Source organism: Streptomyces sp. NPDC107654, from assembly GCF_055639035.1.
Genome location: NZ_JBVKBI010000036.1, coordinates 37,939 through 55,507, shown reverse-complemented (window position 1 = coordinate 55,507; position 17,569 = coordinate 37,939). Strand labels below are relative to the sequence as shown.

32 protein-coding genes are annotated in these 17,569 nt (G+C 70.2%); 26 read left to right on the top strand and 6 right to left on the bottom strand.

Annotated elements, in window-relative coordinates; all coding sequences use genetic code 11:
• Window positions 1-154 precede the first annotated feature (154 nt).
• The 7 genes from ACZ7N4_RS36625 to ACZ7N4_RS36595 all read left to right on the top strand — a co-directional run bounded on the left by ACZ7N4_RS36625 (window position 155) and on the right by ACZ7N4_RS36595 (window position 3,272).
• Window positions 155-1,000 (top strand): hypothetical protein, encoded by an 846-nt coding sequence (locus ACZ7N4_RS36625; protein ID WP_471367771.1) that lies wholly within the window; start codon window positions 155-157, stop codon window positions 998-1,000.
• A gap of 169 nt (window positions 1,001-1,169) precedes the next feature.
• Entirely contained in the window at window positions 1,170-1,643 is a 474-nt protein-coding gene (locus tag ACZ7N4_RS36620; protein ID WP_471367769.1) for a hypothetical protein, read from the top strand.
• A 32-nt stretch (window positions 1,644-1,675) separates the two neighbouring features.
• Entirely contained in the window at window positions 1,676-1,915 is a 240-nt protein-coding gene (locus ACZ7N4_RS36615) for a hypothetical protein (protein WP_471367767.1), read from the top strand.
• Entirely contained in the window at window positions 1,912-2,136 is a 225-nt protein-coding gene (locus tag ACZ7N4_RS36610) for a hypothetical protein (RefSeq protein WP_471367765.1), read from the top strand. Before ACZ7N4_RS36615 ends, ACZ7N4_RS36610 begins: the two co-directional genes overlap by 4 nt.
• The gene (locus tag ACZ7N4_RS36605) at window positions 2,133-2,396 is read left to right on the top strand and encodes a hypothetical protein (RefSeq protein WP_471367763.1); all 264 of its coding nucleotides are present in this window, start codon (window positions 2,133-2,135) and stop codon (window positions 2,394-2,396) included. The genes ACZ7N4_RS36610 and ACZ7N4_RS36605 overlap by 4 nt, the downstream gene beginning before the upstream one ends.
• Window positions 2,397-2,637: 241 nt before the next feature.
• Complete coding sequence (locus tag ACZ7N4_RS36600; RefSeq protein WP_471367761.1) at window positions 2,638-2,958, top strand: hypothetical protein; 321 nt, start codon at window positions 2,638-2,640, stop codon at window positions 2,956-2,958.
• Window positions 2,959-3,014: 56 nt separating this feature from the next.
• Window positions 3,015-3,272: a hypothetical protein gene (locus tag ACZ7N4_RS36595; RefSeq protein ID WP_471367759.1), complete on the top strand. Its 258-nt coding sequence runs from the start codon at window positions 3,015-3,017 to the stop codon at window positions 3,270-3,272.
• 732 nt (window positions 3,273-4,004) lie between these two features.
• Here ACZ7N4_RS36595 and ACZ7N4_RS36590 read toward each other — a convergent pair.
• From ACZ7N4_RS36590 to ACZ7N4_RS36580, 3 genes are all read right to left on the bottom strand, one after another.
• On the bottom strand, window positions 4,005-4,130 hold the full coding sequence (locus ACZ7N4_RS36590; protein ID WP_471367757.1) for a hypothetical protein: 126 nt from the start codon (window positions 4,128-4,130) through the stop codon (window positions 4,005-4,007).
• 83 nt (window positions 4,131-4,213) lie between these two features.
• Window positions 4,214-4,591: a DUF6221 family protein gene (locus tag ACZ7N4_RS36585; RefSeq protein ID WP_471367755.1), complete on the bottom strand. Its 378-nt coding sequence runs from the start codon at window positions 4,589-4,591 to the stop codon at window positions 4,214-4,216.
• Window positions 4,584-5,060 carry a hypothetical protein gene (locus tag ACZ7N4_RS36580; protein ID WP_471367752.1) on the bottom strand — a complete coding sequence of 159 codons (477 nt, stop codon included), beginning with the start codon at window positions 5,058-5,060 and terminating at the stop codon, window positions 4,584-4,586. The genes ACZ7N4_RS36585 and ACZ7N4_RS36580 overlap by 8 nt, the downstream gene beginning before the upstream one ends.
• Window positions 5,061-5,196: 136 nt before the next feature.
• Here ACZ7N4_RS36580 and ACZ7N4_RS36575 point away from each other — a divergent pair, with 136 nt between their 5' ends.
• From ACZ7N4_RS36575 to ACZ7N4_RS36540, 8 genes are all read left to right on the top strand, one after another.
• Window positions 5,197-5,469, top strand: a complete 273-nt coding sequence (locus tag ACZ7N4_RS36575; protein WP_471367750.1) for a hypothetical protein — start codon at window positions 5,197-5,199, stop codon at window positions 5,467-5,469.
• Window positions 5,466-5,615, top strand: coding sequence for a hypothetical protein (locus ACZ7N4_RS36570; RefSeq protein WP_471367748.1), 150 nt, complete (start codon window positions 5,466-5,468; stop codon window positions 5,613-5,615). The genes ACZ7N4_RS36575 and ACZ7N4_RS36570 overlap by 4 nt, the downstream gene beginning before the upstream one ends.
• Window positions 5,615-5,818 carry a hypothetical protein gene (locus ACZ7N4_RS36565; protein WP_471367746.1) on the top strand — a complete coding sequence of 68 codons (204 nt, stop codon included), beginning with the start codon at window positions 5,615-5,617 and terminating at the stop codon, window positions 5,816-5,818. Before ACZ7N4_RS36570 ends, ACZ7N4_RS36565 begins: the two co-directional genes overlap by 1 nt.
• 77 nt (window positions 5,819-5,895) lie before the next feature.
• Complete coding sequence (locus tag ACZ7N4_RS36560; protein WP_471367744.1) at window positions 5,896-6,879, top strand: hypothetical protein; 984 nt, start codon at window positions 5,896-5,898, stop codon at window positions 6,877-6,879.
• Complete coding sequence (locus ACZ7N4_RS36555) at window positions 6,876-7,403, top strand: hypothetical protein (RefSeq protein WP_471367742.1); 528 nt, start codon at window positions 6,876-6,878, stop codon at window positions 7,401-7,403. Before ACZ7N4_RS36560 ends, ACZ7N4_RS36555 begins: the two co-directional genes overlap by 4 nt.
• Before the next feature lie 10 nt (window positions 7,404-7,413).
• A complete protein-coding gene (locus tag ACZ7N4_RS36550) occupies window positions 7,414-7,821 on the top strand; it encodes a hypothetical protein (protein WP_471367740.1) in 408 nt (135 codons plus the stop codon).
• Window positions 7,818-8,450 carry a hypothetical protein gene (locus ACZ7N4_RS36545; protein ID WP_471367738.1) on the top strand — a complete coding sequence of 211 codons (633 nt, stop codon included), beginning with the start codon at window positions 7,818-7,820 and terminating at the stop codon, window positions 8,448-8,450. Before ACZ7N4_RS36550 ends, ACZ7N4_RS36545 begins: the two co-directional genes overlap by 4 nt.
• 18 nt (window positions 8,451-8,468) lie before the next feature.
• Window positions 8,469-8,717: a hypothetical protein gene (locus ACZ7N4_RS36540; RefSeq protein ID WP_471367736.1), complete on the top strand. Its 249-nt coding sequence runs from the start codon at window positions 8,469-8,471 to the stop codon at window positions 8,715-8,717.
• Window positions 8,718-8,813: 96 nt separating this feature from the next.
• Here the strand turns inward: ACZ7N4_RS36540 and ACZ7N4_RS36535 are convergent, their stop codons facing one another.
• Window positions 8,814-8,996: a hypothetical protein gene (locus ACZ7N4_RS36535; protein ID WP_471367734.1), complete on the bottom strand. Its 183-nt coding sequence runs from the start codon at window positions 8,994-8,996 to the stop codon at window positions 8,814-8,816.
• Window positions 8,997-9,135: 139 nt separating this feature from the next.
• Between ACZ7N4_RS36535 and ACZ7N4_RS36530 the strand changes: the two genes are divergently transcribed.
• Window positions 9,136-9,396 (top strand): hypothetical protein, encoded by a 261-nt coding sequence (locus ACZ7N4_RS36530; protein ID WP_471367732.1) that lies wholly within the window; start codon window positions 9,136-9,138, stop codon window positions 9,394-9,396.
• A 177-nt stretch (window positions 9,397-9,573) separates the two neighbouring features.
• Here ACZ7N4_RS36530 and ACZ7N4_RS36525 read toward each other — a convergent pair whose 3' ends face one another.
• Together ACZ7N4_RS36525 and ACZ7N4_RS36520 are read right to left on the bottom strand one after the other, a co-directional pair.
• Window positions 9,574-9,843 carry a hypothetical protein gene (locus ACZ7N4_RS36525; protein WP_471367730.1) on the bottom strand — a complete coding sequence of 90 codons (270 nt, stop codon included), beginning with the start codon at window positions 9,841-9,843 and terminating at the stop codon, window positions 9,574-9,576.
• Window positions 9,840-10,028, bottom strand: a complete 189-nt coding sequence (locus tag ACZ7N4_RS36520; RefSeq protein WP_471367728.1) for a hypothetical protein — start codon at window positions 10,026-10,028, stop codon at window positions 9,840-9,842. The genes ACZ7N4_RS36525 and ACZ7N4_RS36520 overlap by 4 nt, the downstream gene beginning before the upstream one ends.
• Window positions 10,029-10,153: 125 nt before the next feature.
• Between ACZ7N4_RS36520 and ACZ7N4_RS36515 the strand changes: the two genes are divergently transcribed.
• The 10 genes from ACZ7N4_RS36515 to ACZ7N4_RS36470 all read left to right on the top strand — a co-directional run bounded on the left by ACZ7N4_RS36515 (window position 10,154) and on the right by ACZ7N4_RS36470 (window position 17,499).
• Entirely contained in the window at window positions 10,154-10,543 is a 390-nt protein-coding gene (locus ACZ7N4_RS36515; RefSeq protein ID WP_471367726.1) for a WYL domain-containing protein, read from the top strand.
• Between the two features lie 38 nt (window positions 10,544-10,581).
• Window positions 10,582-10,806: a hypothetical protein gene (locus tag ACZ7N4_RS36510; RefSeq protein ID WP_471367724.1), complete on the top strand. Its 225-nt coding sequence runs from the start codon at window positions 10,582-10,584 to the stop codon at window positions 10,804-10,806.
• 90 nt (window positions 10,807-10,896) lie between these two features.
• Entirely contained in the window at window positions 10,897-11,196 is a 300-nt protein-coding gene (locus ACZ7N4_RS36505) for a hypothetical protein (protein ID WP_471367722.1), read from the top strand.
• Between the two features lie 26 nt (window positions 11,197-11,222).
• Window positions 11,223-11,345 (top strand): hypothetical protein, encoded by a 123-nt coding sequence (locus tag ACZ7N4_RS36500; RefSeq protein WP_471367720.1) that lies wholly within the window; start codon window positions 11,223-11,225, stop codon window positions 11,343-11,345.
• A 149-nt stretch (window positions 11,346-11,494) separates the two neighbouring features.
• Complete coding sequence (locus ACZ7N4_RS36495; protein WP_471367718.1) at window positions 11,495-12,004, top strand: hypothetical protein; 510 nt, start codon at window positions 11,495-11,497, stop codon at window positions 12,002-12,004.
• Window positions 12,001-13,314 carry a phage terminase large subunit gene (locus ACZ7N4_RS36490; RefSeq protein ID WP_471367716.1) on the top strand — a complete coding sequence of 438 codons (1,314 nt, stop codon included), beginning with the start codon at window positions 12,001-12,003 and terminating at the stop codon, window positions 13,312-13,314. Before ACZ7N4_RS36495 ends, ACZ7N4_RS36490 begins: the two co-directional genes overlap by 4 nt.
• Before the next feature lie 45 nt (window positions 13,315-13,359).
• Entirely contained in the window at window positions 13,360-13,548 is a 189-nt protein-coding gene (locus ACZ7N4_RS36485; protein WP_471367714.1) for a hypothetical protein, read from the top strand.
• Window positions 13,549-13,562: 14 nt separating this feature from the next.
• A complete protein-coding gene (locus ACZ7N4_RS36480; RefSeq protein WP_471367712.1) occupies window positions 13,563-15,050 on the top strand; it encodes a phage portal protein in 1,488 nt (495 codons plus the stop codon).
• Window positions 15,047-16,120 (top strand): head maturation protease, ClpP-related, encoded by a 1,074-nt coding sequence (locus ACZ7N4_RS36475; protein WP_471367710.1) that lies wholly within the window; start codon window positions 15,047-15,049, stop codon window positions 16,118-16,120. Before ACZ7N4_RS36480 ends, ACZ7N4_RS36475 begins: the two co-directional genes overlap by 4 nt.
• A gap of 11 nt (window positions 16,121-16,131) precedes the next feature.
• The gene (locus ACZ7N4_RS36470; protein ID WP_471367707.1) at window positions 16,132-17,499 is read left to right on the top strand and encodes a phage major capsid protein; all 1,368 of its coding nucleotides are present in this window, start codon (window positions 16,132-16,134) and stop codon (window positions 17,497-17,499) included.
• Window positions 17,500-17,569: the final 70 nt, after the last annotated feature.

The window sequence follows — 17,569 nt, the reverse complement described above, 5'->3', positions numbered from 1 at the left end:
CGACCCTCACCTACCGCGGCCGGACCGTCGCCGATGCGCTCGGCGCCCAGTCGCCGCCCGCCTCCGCGTGAGCCGGCCCCGCACGACGACGGCCGGCCGCGGGCTATGCGGCCGGCCGTGCACCCCGAACCCTACCCAGCACCTTGGAGCCCCGATGAACCAGCCCGACCCGACCGCCGTCCGCCGAGCCCGCCATGAGGGCGCCATCGAGGCGCTCCGCTCCGCCGCCGAGCACATGTCCCTGGGCGCCGCAGTAGGCCCCGTACCGCTGGAAGTGCGGCCCGCCGTGGAGGCGTGGCTGAGCCGACTGGCCGAGCAGCGTCTCGACCGCGCACGGAAGGAGGCTGCCATCGAGCCCGCGGTGCAGCCGCCCGCCAGCCGGGCCGCCGAGACCGAGGCCCCGCTGTCGCCGGACTACCAGCACCCCGACTGCGGCTTCCACTGGCACGGCAAGGACGGCATGGACATCCCGATGAGGGACGGCCAGCCGGTGTGCCCACGATGCGAGCTGGCCAAGGTGCAGAAGCAGTTGCACTACACCCGGCGCCGCCGCGAGGAGGTTGGCGCGGAATCTCTGCGGCGCGGCAAGACCGTCCTGCAGTACAGCGAGAAGAATCGCGCGCTGGAGCGGGAGATCGACAGGGTGCGCAGCCAGTTGGGTGCGGAGATCGTGCGGTCTGGTCAGGCGGAGGCCAGTCTCGACCGCATCAAGACGGTCATCCGCCGCCTCGCCAACCACGCGGCCGGCTTCCAGGACGTGCTCGACGACAGTGATCGCGACCCGTGGGCCAAGACGGTCGGCGCGGACATCGCCGAGCTGCGTCGGCTGGCTGGCGAGCAGCCCACGAACAGCGAGGCGCACCGGTCCGCCGTCGTCCAGTGCAGCGCCTCGGCGCTCAAGCGCTTGCATGGGCCGCACCGGTGGGAGCCCCAGCCCGGCATGGACCCGGTTCGCTGCCCCGGCTACGACCCGAGCGCCACCGCCCCGCCGTCCGTCTGACCGCCAGCCTGCCGGGGGTCGTGCCCGTCCACGACCCCACGGCGGGGCCCGAGAAACGCCCTGAGCGCCAGTCTGCGCCCCGAACGCCCCGCGCGGGCAGTCCCGGAGGGTCCAACCCCCCACAGCGCCCCACAGCCCCCGCCACGCCAATCCAACACCGAGGAGAACCATGACCGACGTTCAGCCCCGCCGCTTCCACCTCCAGCGAACCACCGACATCACCGGCGTCTCCGGCACCGGCCGCGTCGCCGACGGCGTCCTGTGGCCCGACGGCACCGTCTCCATCCGCTGGCGCGGAGAACGCCCCTCCACCGTCGCCTGGAACAGCCTCGCGGACGCCGAAGCCGTCCACGGCCACGGCGGCCACACCCGCATCGTCTGGGACGACGAGCCCGCCCAGGACCCGATGGCCGTCCTCCGTGCCATCGAGGACGCGCCCCGCTACGAACTGCTGCCCGGCTGCCCTCACTGCCCCGACGGCCACACCCCGCCTGACCACGGCCAGCCCTGGGGCGCGTTTGTCGGCCCCGAGCGGGACAGCGACGGCCAGCCGATGCAGATCATCGTCGCCCGCGTCGCCGGCGCGCACGTCGCCGAGTCGGACGCCGAATGGGTCCAGGCACGCCTCAACTCCCAGCCGTAGCCCGCACCCCGCCCACCACCAGGAGCAGACCCGTGACCGACACCCCGACCCCCGCCCCCGGCCAGATCTGGCAGGACAACGACCCCCGCACGGACGAACGCCTCATCTACATCGAACGCACCAACGACACCCACGCCACCGTTCGGCAAGTCGCTCTCACCCCGGCCGGCGAACCCGTCCCGCTCCCGGGCGTCCGCCGCAGCCGTATCCGCCTCGACCGCCTCAAGCCCACCAGCACCGGCTACCGGTACATCAGCGGAGGCCAACAGTGACCCACCGCATCGAACCCGGCCAGATCTACCGGAGCTGCAAGCCGATCGACAACGGCTTCCGAATCCGGATCGTCCACGTCAGCGACTACTCCGTCCGCGCAGTCGACGCTGCCAACGGCCGGCCGCTCCTCCGCCGGGTGCTGTCCAGCAGCCTCCACGACAGCCCGACCACCCGCGACGGCCAGCCCCGCCGCACCGGATACGCCCTGGAGCAGCAGTGACCTTCCACTACCGCGACACCGACGGCGGCCAGCTCGAAGTCACCCCCGCCATCCACCTGGTCGACGGACAACCCGCCGTCGAGTTCTTCATCCCGCTCGCCGCCACCCACCCGGTCCAAGCAGGGCGCGTCCGCATCCCCGTCGACCAGATGGAGGAACTCATCGCCGGCATCCGCGACTCCGGCCGCCAAGCAGCCAACGGGTGGCAGCCCGTAGGCGAGGGCTGGACCCGCACCTACACCGAGGAGCAGCCCGCATGAGCGACTTGCCACCCTTCTCCGGCGACCACCCCCGCTGCGCCCCCTGCGGTCACCGAGGCGCCCACACGGAATGGCACCCCGGATACCCCACCGTCCACATCGGCCCACACCTGCGACGGGCCTGCGCCCGATGCGGCTTCACCTGGCCCGAGCAACTTGCTCCGGCCGACGACCCGGTGCCGCGCCGCGTCACGTGGTGGCGGCGAATCACCATGCCTTTCACCCGCGACAGGAGCGCCCAGTGACCGACCGCCGGACCGCGTCCACGATCACCGACACCGAACTCGACCAGCTGTACAACGACCTCGACGCGCTCCGCGCCGTAGCACGCGGCTACTGCGAGGTCTGCGGACGCGGCGACGCCACACCACCGGTCGAGGCCTACGAGGAGCAGCGAGCCAGAGCCGCGCGCGCCGAGGCCGCTCTCGCCCGCGTCCGCACCCTGCACGTCGATAGCTACGGCCTCTGCGACGAATGCACCGGCAGCCACGGCGTGCCCTGGCCCTGCCCCACCATCCAAGCGCTCGACCTGCCCGCGCCGGCGGCCGAGGCCCAGCAGTGACCGCCCCCGCGCGCCCCGCCTCCCGCTGTCCGTCCGGCCGGCACCACGGCCACCGCATGCAGACCTGCGCCCAGTACGAGCAATGGCGGCGAGACATCGACGCCGAGGTCATGCAGGCGTTGCACAAGGCCGTTGACGAGACCGTGCACGGCAACAGCACGGGCAAGAAGCTCGGCATCCTCGGCTGGGAGCCCGCGGAGCCCACGCCTATGGAGCGCGCCCTCGCCATCCTCGACCCCGAGCTGCGCCGCTGCGCGTTCTACGACGCAGGCCCGCCCGCCCTCCGCGGCCCCAACTGGAAGGCACGCCCGTGATCCGCGACCCCGATGCGCTCCGCATCGTCTGGCTGTTCGACCGGCCGTACTGGTGGGACCGACTCCCCGACGGACGCCTCACGCTTCAACCCGCCCGTTGGAACCCCGAGTGCCCGGCTTGACGGCCGTGGCATCCTGAGCACAGATCTGACGCGCCGTGCACGGTGCCCAGTGGTCGTGGTGTCGGTGCTGCCACCTTCGCGCGACGGCCGAACCCCAGCGCCCCGCCCACCCGGCGGGGCGCTCGCGCGTTCCCGGGCAGCACACGGCCCGCCGTACCCGAAGGTGCGGCGGGCCAGTGGGGCGCCCCCCTTTGTGCACGCTCGACGCTACGCCCGGCATGGCTGAAACGGAACCCTCAGTGCTCCCACATGTCCGGTCCGCCGTGTCCAGGCCGGCCCGCCGCAGGAACTCCACCACGTCGGCCAAGCCGAAGGCGCGCCCGCTGATCTCACCGTCGAGACGGACACGCCGGCCGCCTTCCTCGTCGGGCGGGTACACGATCACCACAGGCATGCGGCCAGCATGACGGCAGCCACCGACAACCGCGCGCGGGGTACGGCCGACCGGGGCTGCTTGACACCGGTGTGATCCTGAGACTGCTGCCGGGCGGACCAGCTGCTCGCGCCCGGACAGTTGCTCTCAGCCTGGGAAGGCTCGGGGCGGAGGACACCAGAGAGCCCCCCGAGTCCAGGTCTCGGGGGGCTTCTCGTCTGTCTGGGGCGCGGCAGGTCAGAGGGTCGCCCGCAGGCAGGCCGTACAGGTGACCGCGATGTCGTCCGAGCCGGAGAGCGGTCGGTCGACGGTGCGCCCGTACATGTCCTCCAGCACGATCTTCTTCCCGCACACGGTCTTCATCGGCCGACTGTGCGGGACAGACACGTCATGGACACGGGTTCCTCTGCCCAGCCGGATACGGCGCGTCTCCTCGGTCTTGAACATCACGGCCGCCACTCCGGGCGGTAGTCCGGGTGATCGGCGTAGGCCAGCGCGAACTGGCGCAGCGCCCCTTCCAGCGCGGCGGCGAACCCGCTCGTGAACGTCTCGTGGTAGTCGTGGGCGGCGGCGGCGAGGCGCAGCAGTTCCCGTTTCGCTTCGATGTCGCGCAGGACACGCGCCGGATCTTGACGGGCGATGTGGGCGCGTTCGCCATCCTCGACCACCAAAGCCACACGGTGAGCCGGCTCCGACGCGTCCTCAGAAGATGCGGCCGTCACCCAGTTGGCAGCCGGCCCGTCCATCCAGGCGCCGCCAGCGCGCCGCGCCGTCTGCTCGTCCTCGTCCAGTCGGGCCCGCAGGAACTCCACCAGCTCATCCATCGGACGCCTCCTCCAGCGGCCCGTACCCGGCCGACTCCAGCTCCTGCTGCAAGTCGCCGACGTCCGCACCGAGCCCGTCGTTCGCGTCCTCGATCCACTTCCACACGATCCGCAGGATCGCGCGCGCGTCGTTCCCGTTCAGGGGTTGCGTCCCCATCTGACCTTCGATCACCGGTGCTCCTTGCTTGGGTCGGGGGCTACGCCTCGTCTTGCCCGGGCCGCGCCCTCTCCGCTTGCCGAGCCGCTCCCGCATGTACGGGGCCAGCAGTTCGTACGGCAACATCCGCGTCTTCCCGACCACCCGGTAGTCGTCCGGGTCGATCGGCCAACCCGAAGCCGGGTCGCGCGCCAGCTTCCGCAGACCCTCGGCGGTCATGTTCTGGGCGATGCCGTCCGCGACAAGCCGTTCGGCGGCCTCGGTGAAGGACAGCATCGTGCGCTGCTCCTCTCCTGGCGTGTCTGCGGGCATGGCTCATCCTCCCAGACTTGTTGCGCTCAACGCAACAAGTCGCTACGGTCGTACAGCACCAACAAGTACGGCCCCGGCAGGAGGTGCAACTCCCGCCGGGGCCAGCCATCCCACCTGCCTACCAGGAGGAATGACCGTGCCGAATCCTACGGCCCAAGCACAACAAGCGCCCAGCCCCACGACCGAGTGGCCCGACGGCGTCGTCGCCCGCTACGTCACCAAGGCCGCCGACATCACCGGCGACCCGGAACTCACCGTTGACGTCACCGAGATCGACGGCGGGTTCCGGCGGCACTGCCGCGGCTGCGGCGGCGACTTCGAGAACTTCTGGGAGCCCGCCGTCCGCGAGAGCGCCCAGACCCACGCCGAGAAGTGCCGCGCCCTGCCCCGTCCGGAGGCCGCGCGATGACCGAGCAGCAGCCCGAACCGGACCGCACCCCGCGCGCCAACACGATCCTCGCCGAGCCCGCCACCGTCGAGAACTGCCGCGCCGACTATGAGCAGGCCCCCGACGTCCGGCAGCGCCTCGCCATGCAGGCGAAGGGCGGCCACTGATGAGCTTCCTCGACAAGCTGCTCGGCGACGACCGCGAGCGCGCCGCCAAGTACGCCGGCCGCGAGTCCGCCACCGAACGCGCCGCACGGCAACGCCGCCAAGGACACCGCCGCAACGCCGGCAGGGCCGCCGCCCAAGGCCAAGCCTGGGAAGACCGCGACCGACAGCAGGACAAACGAGGCCGCTGGTACCGGCCCGCCTAACCCCACCCAGACCGCCGGCCCCCGCGTACGTCCAATCCCCCCGTCCGCGGGGGCCGGCACCCTTCCGGAGAAGCACCGTGCACACTCAGCGCCCCGAACGCCCCGGCATCTTCTACGGCGCCGTCGCCCTCGCCGGCCTCTCCCTCGCCTGGTCCGCCTACGCCATCACCGACCTCATGCGCTCCGGGAAGTTCGGCCTGTCCGTGGCCCTCGCCGGAGACATCGGCTGGATCACCGTCCTCTGGGCCCAAGCCCGCGGCATCGCCATCGGCGGTCGAACCTGGGCCGCGCCCGCGGCCGGCTGGTTCATCGCGGCCGGGGTCGCCGTCCTCCTCGTGATGCACGGCAGTGAGACCGGCGGCCGGGCGCAGGCGATCGCCGGGCCGTTCGTCGTCCTGGTCGGGAAGATCGTGTGGGAGTTCGCGCTCGCCGCGATGCGTGACCCCGCGGCTCCGACACCGGAGCAGCAGGCGGAGATTCACGCCGTGCTCCGCGACGCGGCGCACGCCTCCGCGCTCATGCACGCCCGCGCGCAGGCCCGCATCGCGCGCATTCGCACCGAGGCCGAGGTCACCCTCGCCCGCGACGAAACCGACTTCGAGGTCGGACTCCAGCGTCTGGAGAAGCAGGCCGAACTCCACCGCCGCACCCCGATCGCCCTCCCCGCGAACACCCCGAGCACCCTGCCCGAGCAGGCGAGTACGGAGCCCGACTTCGAGACCGCAGCCGAGCAGGCGATCGACGTGATCGGCGAACACGAGCACGGCGCGAACACGATCGCGAGCACTCCGAACACGGTCCGCGAACACGTCACGAACAAAGCCGTGACCAGCCCGAACCCTGTTCCTGAGCCTGATCGCCCCACCCCGAGCGAACACGCTCCGAACACTGAACCGCCGAGCATCGCCGACCTTGTTCGCGAGCAGATCGCGAACACCACCGACAACGCGATCGCCGTCCGGAACGTGCTCGCGATCATCCCCGACGCCAACCGCGACAGCGTCGCCGCCGCCGTCCGCCGCGAGCGCCGCAAGAGCCAGATGAAAGGCGGCTACGCATGACCGCCCCCGACGCGAACGAACTCCTCATACGCGCCCGCCTCCACCGGCTCCTCAACCCGACCCCGCCGGCCGTCCCGCGAGCTACGCCCAGCCGTGACTCCGAGGACTGGTGGGACCGGCTCTACGACGACGAGCCGACCAAGCCGGGGAAGCGGAGCACTCCCGCGGTCCGGCCCGACACCGACCACGAGGAGACCCCTGAGCGCAGCAAGTCGGGCCCGCCGCAGTCCCTCCTCGACGCTTGGGCCGGCACCAGCCCCCGCCTGCGCTGGCTCATCTACCACGGCACCACCGCCGTGTTCGGCTGGGCCCTCGGCATCACCGGCTGGGCCACCAGCGTGACCGCATGGGTCGCCGCCGGCCGCTGGGTGAACCCGCAGTCCATCGCCTGCTACGCCCTCGGCCTCGGCACGGTCGCCCTGTACCGGCGCGCCCGCCACTGGTGGTGGCCCGTCGCCTGGCTGGCCGCTGTCCCCGTATCCGCCATCGTCCTTGGCGTGCTCCTGTACGCCCCGAACTCGTAAGGAACCCCCTGTGAACAGCGTGTTCGGCAACCTCGGCATCGTGGGGCTCGCCGTCGTCATGACCGTCCTCCTCCTCGTCGGCATCAAAGGCGGCGGCAAGGTCAAGCCCCTCGGCTGGTGGCCGTGCCTGATCGGCGGCATGCTCGCCGGGTCCGCCTACGCCGCGGCCGGGGGCCTGTTCAAGATGGTCCCTGACCTGGTCGGCAGCCTCCTCAAGGCCGCACAGGGCGTCATGCCGGGCATCACCATGCCGGCGATCGCCCTCACTCTGGCGATCATCATTCTGTTCAAGAAGCTGACCACGAAGCAGGTCGCGATCATGGGGATCGTGTTCTGGTACGCCGCGTCCGGCGCCGGTGGTCTGTGGGGCACCCTGTCCGCGACGATCGCGAACATCGGACAGCAGGTGTCCGGATGATCCGCTCTGCTGCTGATCGTGTCCGCGTCACGCTGGCCCTGCTCGGGCCGCTCGGCGCGGGCTCACGCGTGCTCCTGCTACGGCTCGTCGGCCGGTTCGGCTGGAAGACGGTGGTGCTCGGCGGCCTGGCCGTCGTGTACGTCGCCGTCCGCTATCGGGCGTGGGTGATCTGGCTGGTCATCGGCTGGTGCGTCGCCGCCTGGATGCACGCCCCGAAGCCTGACGCTGGCGCGCTGGTCGAGGCAGGGGAGGAGCCGCCCGCGGCGGCCCCCGAAGACCCGCTGCCCGGCATCCTTCAGACCCTCATCGGCGAGGCCCCCGGCGTCCACCTCAAGGCCATCGTCCAGCACCTCCACGACAGCGGCCAGGACACCACCTGCACGACCGCCGACGTGGCCGCCGCTCTCGACCGCCGTCACATCCCCATCCGGGCCTCCGTCCGAGACGCCGCCGGCCGGGTCAATCGAGGGGTGCACCGGGACGACTTGAGGGCCTGGATGGAGGCCCGCTCCCCGAGCGTTCCCGTGCTCCTCTCCAAGACGCGTAGCAGCCCCGCTACTACGGCTGTGACCTGCGATGTAGCAGACGCTCCTACAGACGTAGCTACGCCTCCTACACTCCCCAACTGACCCACCACGGAGGCCACGATGCCGTACGAGTACCAGTGCCGCCAATGCAAGGCGAGATCCCCCGAACGGCACGACCGCCAAGCTGACGCCGAGCTGGAGCAGGAGCAGCATCGCGCGGAAGTGCATGGTGGGTTGGCGCCGGCCGCGGGGGACGGCGTCCGCACGGTGCACGACACGGCGCGCGGCGATGGGTGCCTGCCGTCAGGGTCGTTCCTGTTCGTGGCGTTCCTGCTGCTGGCGATGCTCGCGAACTGCTGGGGCAGGTGAGTTGACAGCCCTGCGAGACTGGGTGTGCACCCGTTGGTGAGGGCCACGGTTGCGCCCCTGTGAGACCCCGCCACGCATCCCCCGTCGTGGCGGGGTCTACTGCTGTCCGGGCTCCGGCTCGTCGGCCAGCGGGACGGCGCGGGCGCGGGCGAGCCAGCCGTTGCCGAACGTGTCCGACGGCAGAAGCGCCGGCTGCGCGCCGAGCCGTTCGCAGAGTTCGGTGAGGGCGCGCATGCATTCCTCGCGGGTGTCGGCCTGGACTCCGTACCTGATCGCCATGGGTAGCAGTGTGCCGTTACCGGATGAGGGCGGCTACCGGTTCGCGTGAGGTTGAGTCACAGATCAGTGACAACGCCTTCACGCCACCCACACGTGGGCGGATGATGCGGCGGAACAGCAGCTACCACCCGGGGGAGCCATGCCCGACTACAGCGACGTACAGAAAGCCGTCAACGTCGAGAAGCGCAGGGTCTGGTTCGCGTGGCTGGCCGGCACCGTGCTGACGCTGCTGATCGCGCAGGTCGTCAACGTCGCCACGGGCTGGAAGACGGTCGCAGTCGCGCTGTTCCTGGTCGTGTTCGTACTGCTGACGGTGACCGCGTACCGGATGCACGCGGCGCTCAACCGGCGCGCGGACCGGGAACGCCGGCAGGTCCTCGGCGACGACTACCCGGGTTGATCGCGTACGCGGTAGTGACATCCGCGCCAGGCCGGGCGTAGCGTTTCGGCCAGCGGCAGTTGCGCGGCCGGGTACTGGCAGTCTCGGCGAGAGGGTTTGCTGCGAGCTCTCCCTCGCGCGACTGCCGCGTAGACGTTGAGCGGCCCCGCACCGGAGTTCGTCCGGGCGGGGCCGTCGTCATGGGGTCTTCTCCGCGCTGCTCGCCGGGCGCTCCTCCGCCCAGTGCAGCATCACCCGCGCCGGGTACGCCCAGTCCGGATCGAGACTCACCCGAATCTCCAGCAGGAAGCCGGTGTCCGGGTGCCGCATGTCGTCTCGGCTGGGGACGTGGGTGACTCCGGCAGCGTCGAGCACGCTGACGGTCACCTCGCCGTCGACGCCCCCCATCTGCCGGAAGGCGAACGCCACGGGGTCGGCGGGCTCTTGCACGTACAGATCGGTGATCACGCGGTCTCTTCCTCGCTACTCACCGGGCGCTCGCGTCGCTTCCGGTTGACGCGGTCGTGCATCAACTCGATGAGCACGTCAGACCGGGTGCGGCCGTCCTCGATGGTGGCGTCGAACTCCTTGAGGAGTTGGGGCGGGGGCCGGAACGAGATCGGCTTGGTCTGGCCGGTGGCTGGCCTGGCCATGGATCCTCCCTAGCTTTCGTATTACAGAAACTAGGATCCATCTGCGCAAGCCTGTTGACAACCCCTCAGGTGTGGGTGCATTCTCGTATTACAGAAACCGCACCGCAGCAGGGGGGGGCTGACCGATGAGGCACACCAACCGCGAGACCACCACCCAGACCCTCACCCGCCTCATCACCGCCCTCGACAAGCAGCACCCCGTCACCATCACCTACACCAAGGCCGACGGCACCCAGACCATCCGCACCATCGAGATCCACGACGTCATCGTCACCAACGCCGGCGACATCGTCCTCCGCGCCGCCGACCGCGACACCCAGGAGATGCGCTCCTTCCGCATCGACCGCATCCAGACCTACACCGTCCACCGCACCACCTACACCGTCACCCGACCGGCCACCGACGAGCCCAAGCAGCGCACCACCGTCGGCCTCGCCACGGTCACCGTGCTCTACCCCGTCGACTGCCCCATCACCACCCGCGTCGCCCTCCTCGCCGACGCCCTCGCCGCCTGACACCCCACCCGCGCACCACCCTCGGATCGGAGACCACGTTGAACACCACCGCCCAGACCATCACCGAGATCGCCCGCTTCCGCACCCTCGCCGGCCGGATGACCGGCACCGCCCTCAAGTACACGCGCGCCGTCCGCACCAGCGCCGGCCAGTACGAGATCGAGTGCAGCGGCTGCGGCCAGGGCCACCGCGAGGGCACCCAGGCGTTCCAGTCCGACGCGACCGACGCCGCCCGCACCCACGCCAACCGCTGCCTCGCCTGACCGGCCCACGGCCCCGCCCATCCCGGGCGGGGCCCTTCCGGCTTGACCCCCGCCATACGCTCAACCCACCGCCACCGAAAGGACCCCGCCGTGCAGATCTGCCCGGCCCACAGCACCCTCTCAGAGGCCGATTGCCCCGCCTGCACCCGGGACTTCCTCGGCCTCCTCGGCGCCAACGCTCTCGTGCACGTCCGGCCGCCCGGCATCACGGACGACCGTGACCTGCCGCTGCCGACGGGCCCGACGTGCGGTGGAATGAACCACGACAGCGCCGGTAACGAGGTCGTGTGCGAGCGCCCGGAACGCCACGAGGGCGACTGCGACGACGGCACCGGCCTCATGTGGGACCACGACGAGACCTGTGGCTGCTACGACACCCCCGCCGCCTGACCGCCCGACACGACAGGACGAACCCCATGACCGACGACGAAGACCGCGAGCCCGTCTACTGGTTCTGTAACTCCTGCGGCGACGAAGTCGAAGACGAGACCTCGAACTGCTGCGACGACGGAGAGATCGAACCCTCCTACGACAACTAACCCTGGGCACGCCAAAGGCCCTACCTCACGCCGCCCGAGAGGTAGGGCCTTCGTCCTGCCCGCAGCCTCACGCCACCCAGCCCGGTTGCGGTCATCGTTACCATCAAACCACGCCAACCAGTAACACCACCAACAGCAGGGAGGGGATCGTGGCCACCAACGACACCCCCGACAGCAGCCCTCTCCGAGGACGCAACGGCAACGGCCGCTACACCCGCACCCTCGAAGGCGCCGAACGAGACGCCGAAATCGCGCGCCTCTACTCCCAAGGCGACCTCACGTTCGAGGAGATCGGCGCACAGTTCGGCATCAGCAAATGGGCTGCTATGCGCGCCTACAACCGGGCCGTCCGCGACGTCATCCAAGAAGCCGGCGAGGAAGCCCTCAAAGTCCACGCCGCCCGCCTGGAGCACGTCGTGGCCCGCTGCATGGAGATCGCCGAGACCGACCACGTCATGGTCTCCCACGGCCGGATCGTGTACGGCGACGACGGCCAGCCGTTGAAGGACTCGGCACCGGTGCTGGCCGCGTTCCGGGAGTTGCGGGGTGCGCTCGCTGACTTCCGGAAGATGACCGGGCTCGACAAGCCCGCCAAGGTCGAGCACTCCGGCGGCGTCACCTACCAGCTGGTGGGCGTCGACCCGCAGGATCTCGCGTGACAGCTACGGTCGTCCGGTACGAACCGCGCGGCGGCGCCAAGACCCTGCTCTCCGCCCGCGATCAGGAGATCTGCATCGCCGGCCCGGCCGGTACCGGCAAGAGCTTGGCCATGCTCCAGAAGGCTTTCTACACCAGCTTGATGGTGCCGGGCTGCCGCAGCCTGATCGTCCGCCAGACCCACGCCGCACTCACCGGTTCCACGCTGGTGACGTTCGAGCAGCAGGTCGCGCCAGCCGCGCTCGCCGACGGCATCGTCCGCTGGTTCGGTGGGTCGCCGCGGAAGCCGCCCGCGTACCAGTTCGCGAACGGCGCCGAGATCCTCGTCGGCGGCCTCGACCGCCCGGAGAAGTTCCTGAGCACCGAGTTCTCCCGGATCTACGTGGACGAGGCCACCCAGATCAGCCTCACCGCGCTGGAGACCCTGATCACCCGACTTCGCGGCAACACGGACACGTACCGACAGATCATCCTCGCGTGCAACCCGGACCACCCGAAGCACTGGATCAAGCAACGCTGCGACGACGGCACCATGCGCATGATCCACAGCCTGCACCGCGACAACCCCCTCTACGTCCACACCGACGGCAGCCTCACCGAGCGCGGCGTGGACTATATGGCGAAGCTCGACGCCCTCACCGGCGTCCGCCGGCTCCGCTACCGCGACGGCATATGGGCCGCCGCTGAGGGCCTGGTGTACGAGGGCTGGTCCGAACCCGTCCACGTGGTCGAGCCATTCGACGTGCCCGACTCGTGGACCCGCTGGCTGAGCATCGACTTCGGGTTCACCAACCCCTTCGTCGCCCAACTGTGGGCCGAGGACCCTGACGGCCGGCTGTACCTGATCCGCGAGTGGGTCCGCACCCGCATGCTGGTCGAGGACCACGCCGACGTCATCCGCGACCGGCTCCTCGCCGGGCAGCCCCGGCCCCGCGCGATCATCACCGACCACGACGCAGAAGACCGGGCCACCCTGGAACGGAAGTTGGGCATGGGGACGCAGGCCGCGCACAAGGGCGTCTCGGACGGCATCCAGGCGTTCTCCGCCCGGCTGAAGGAGCAGGGCGACGGCAAGGCGCGGCTGTACGTCTTCCGCGACGCGCTCCTCGAACGGGACCCCGAGATGGACACCGCGTCCCTCCCGATCGGACTCGCCGAGGAAGTCGCCGGCTACGTGTGGGCCGTGAAGCCGGGCAATCAGGCCGGGCTGAAGGAGGAGCCCGTGAAGGCCAACGACCACTCGATGGACGCCGCACGGTACATGGTCGCCGCGCGGGACCTCGGCGGCAGGCCGCGCGTCCGCTGGCTCTGAACTGTCGCATACCTACAACGCCACCCGGACGAGAGTGAGACCGCGATGACCAGCCGAATCGAGCGATACCGCAGGTGGATGCTGCTGTTGCGGAAGTTGGCGCCGATTCTGCTTGACACGGCTGGGATCATCCTATTGTCGGGTTCCGCCATGCTGTGGAACCTGATCGCTGGCTTGGCCGCAGCAGGGATCGGCTGCTTCGTCCTGAACTGGCGGTGGTTCGGCACCGAGTAAGCGAGGGAGGGGCGTTGGCAAGGACCCTCCTCGGCGCGCTCCTCAACAAGACCAGCAGCGTCGCAGTTCAGACCCCGGTCCCCTTCGCCTCCCGCTCCGCCAGCCACGGCCCCGTGTTCGGCTCCAGCCGCACCGCCGAAGGCCAGATGCGCGCCATGAGCGCCGTCGGCACCCTCTTCGCCATCGTGGACCGCACCAGCAACGCCACCGCCCTGGTCGACTGGAAGCTGTACCGCAAGGCCAAGTCCGGCCGAGACGAAGACCGTGTCGAGGTCACCTCCCACGCCGCCCTAGAGCTGTGGCGCAAGCCCAACGGGTTCATGCCTCGACAGGAGTTCGTAGAGACCCAGCAGCAGCACTTCGACTTGACCGGTGAGGCGTGGTGGGTCATCGCCCGCCACCCCGCCGCGAATATGCCGCTGGAGCTGTGGCCGGTCCGCCCCGACCGCATGACCCCCGTCCCAGACCGCGAGACGTTCCTGAAGGGCTACGTCTACACGAGCTCGGACGGCGAGCAGATCCCACTGGAACGCGACGAGGTCATCCAGCTGCGCCGGCCGAACCCGTTGGACCCGTACCGCGGCCTGTCGCCGGTGCTGTCGATCCTCCCGGACCTGGACACCAGCCGGTACGCCTCCGAGTGGTCACGCGCGTTCTTCATCAACTCGGCTCAGCCGGGCGGCATCATCGAGGTCCCGTCCGCCCTGTCCGACGACCAGTTCGATGAGCTGCGCGACCGGTGGAACGAGCAGCACCGCGGCGTCGGCAACGCCCATCGTGTGGCGATCCTGGAGCACGGCAAGTGGGTCGACCGCACCATCAGCCAGCGCGACATGCAGTTCGTGGAGCTGCGCGGCGCCACCGCCGACCGGATCCGCGAGGCCTACGGCATCTCGAAGACCGCGATCGGCGATTTCGAGGACATCAACCGCGCCTCCGCGCTCGCGGCCAAGGCGTGGTTCGCGGAGCAGCAGACGATCCCGCGCCTGGAGCGGATCAAGGCCGCGCTGAACTTCGAGCTGCTGCCGATGTACGGGCCGGCGGCGCAGGGCCTTGAGTTCGACTACGAGCCCCCGACCCCACCGGACCCGGAGATCGAAGCGCAGCAGCTCACCGCCCGCTCGGCCGCCGCCGCCGTCCTGGTCCGTGAAGGCTTCGACCCGGCAGGCGTCCTGTCCGCCGTCGGCCTCCCCGACATCCCGTTCGCTGGCCGCGCCGTCGCACCGGCCCCGGCCGCACCGGTGGCCGCGTGGGACGACGCCGTGGCCGGTCTCCTCGGCACGGAGGTCGAGGCGGCGATGCGGTGGGAGGTCGTCACCGAGCACGACGACGACGTCTGTGAACCGTGCGCCGAGCAGGACGGACGGCTCTACCGCAACCGCGCAGCCGCCTACAAGGACTACCCGGGCGGCTCCGGCTACGTGCACTGCGTCGGCGCTGAGTACGGCAACGACTGCCGCTGCAAGGTCGTGAAGCGACGGAAGACGAGGGACGACGAATGAGCCGGATACCGGGCCTCGTGGTGCCCGCCAACCTGAATAGCTTCCTCGCCAAGCAGCGCGAGCAGGCCGACAAGCAGCGCCAGGCGCTCGGCGTCGAGGCCCGCTCCTGGTACCGGATCAGCAACGCGGCGTCGGCGGACGAGGTCGAGGTGATGCTGTATGACGAGGTCGGGGGGTGGCTCGGCGCGACCGCCGACGAGTTCATCGCGGACCTGCGCGGTATCACCGCGCCCAACATCCGTCTCCGTGTGAACAGCCCCGGCGGCAGCGTGTTCGAGGGCATCGCCATCGCCAACGCGCTCCGCTCCCACCCTGCGAACGTGACCGTGCAGGTCGACGGGATCGCAGCCTCGATCGCCTCGGTCATCGCGATGTCCGGCGACCGGATCGAGATGGCCCCCAACTCGATGCTCATGATCCACGACGCCAGTGGCGTGTGCATGGGCAACGCCTCCGACATGGAAGAGATGGCCGAACTCCTCGACCTCATCTCCGACAACATCGCCGACGCCTACGCATCAAGGGCCGGCGGCACCCGCGACGAGTGGCGGGCCCGCATGCGGAATGAGACCTGGTACCTCCCCGAAGACGCCGTCGAGGCAGGGCTCGCCGACGAGGCGATCACCGCACCGAAGGCCGGCACGCCCGCGACTGAGCCGGAAGCCGAGCCGGAGATGGCACGCGCCTTCGACCTCGCCGCCTACGGCTACACCGGGCCGCGCCGTGAGGAGCCGAAGGTCGAGACACAGCCGGAGTCGGTGACGCTCACCTTCAACGTCGGCAACGCCATCGGGGAGCAGGTCGCCGAGATGCTCCGCAAGACCGTCGCGCAGCGCGAGGAGCCTACCGCTCCGTCCGTCGAGGACACGGTTCCCATCGAGCCGGTCGCCGAGGTGTCGGTCGAGCCGGCCTCGGAGCCGGAGCCCGTGGCGCCTGCCGCCGAACCCGTAGACGAGTGGGCCGCAGCCGTGGCCCGCCTCACCCAGGACGACGCCGACGGCTGGTCAGCGTCCGTCTCCCACCTGACCGGAACCACGGCGTCGTCCAGCGCGGCGACGGAAGCAGCCTGAAGGAGGCACCAGTGGCAACCCCCACCAACACCGTTCCGCGCAACGCCGACGAGCTCGCGGAGATGCTGGCCGACCCGGCCAAGCGCAGCGAGATCCTCGCGTCGCAGGACTCACTGACCGAGTTCATCACCGCCTATGGGCAGAAGCAGCAGGGCGAAGGCACGGACCTCAACCGACTCGTCGCCGAGGAGACGCAAAGGCAGTTCGCGGACTTCCTCCGGAGCAACGGCGCCGAAGTGAAGGACAAGCAGGCCGGCGAAGCCATCAAGCGGCTCGACCTCGACCCGCAGGCCAAGCGGGCCGGGATGCTCACCTCGCACCGACAGGGCACCGCGTACAACGCGGCGGCCCCGGGCGCTGCGGTCGACAAGCACTTCGACAACGCCATCGACTACGTGCGGAACATCTGGCACAAGAACCCGAAGGCGGACGCCGAGAAGCTCGGCGCGCTCCGCAACGCCGCGAGCAGTGTCAGCCCCGCCGACGGTGGGTTCCTGGTGCCCGAGACCCTGCGTGCCCAGCTGCTGCAGATCGCACTGGAGCAGGCCGTCGTCCGGCCGCTCGCCACCGTCGTCCCGATGGAGAGCGCGCGCGTCCCCTTCCCGATGATCGACACCACCACCAACGCAGGCAGCGTGTTCGGCGGCATGATCGCGTATTGGGGTGAAGAGGGCGCCCTGCTGCAGGACTCCTCTCCCAAGTTCGGCCGCGTCACCCTCGACGCGAAGAAGCTCACCGGCCTGTCCGCCGTCCCCAACGAGCTGCTCCAGGACTCGCTGCCGTCGTTCTCCGCGCTGATCGAGACGCTGTGGCCTCAGGCCATCGCCTTCAGCGAGGACAACGCCTTCCAGTCCGGCACCGGTACCGGCGAGCCCCTCGGCTTCCGCGGCGCCGGCAACCCGGCCGCGGTCACCGTGACCCGCGCGAACGCCAACAAGATCCAGTACCCGGACATCGTCGGGATGTACGCCCGGATGCTGCCGTCGTCGCTGTCCAACGCGGTGTGGATGTGCGCCCCGGACGCGCTGCCGCAGCTCCTCCAGATGTCCCTCACCGTCGGCACCGGCGGCAACAGCGTGTTCGTCGTGAACGCGACCGGTCCCGCCCCCATGAGCATCTTCGGCCGCCCGCTGATCATCACGGAGAAGGGCTCCGCGCTCGGCTCCCGCGGTGACCTGGCGTTCGTGGACCTCTCGTACTACTTGGTCGGTGACCGTCAGGTGATGAGCGCCGACAGCTCGACGGACTACGCCTTCGGCGCCGACAAGACGACGTTCCGAATCATCCAGCGGGTCGATGGCCGGCCGTGGATCCAGTCCGCGATCACCCCGGCCAACGGCTCTACCTCCACGCTCAGCCCCTTCGTGGAGCTGAACTAACCCCCCTGGCCGGCGGCGGCATTCACACCCCGCCGCCGGCTTCCACCGGGCCGGCAGTGTCGCCCCGGAC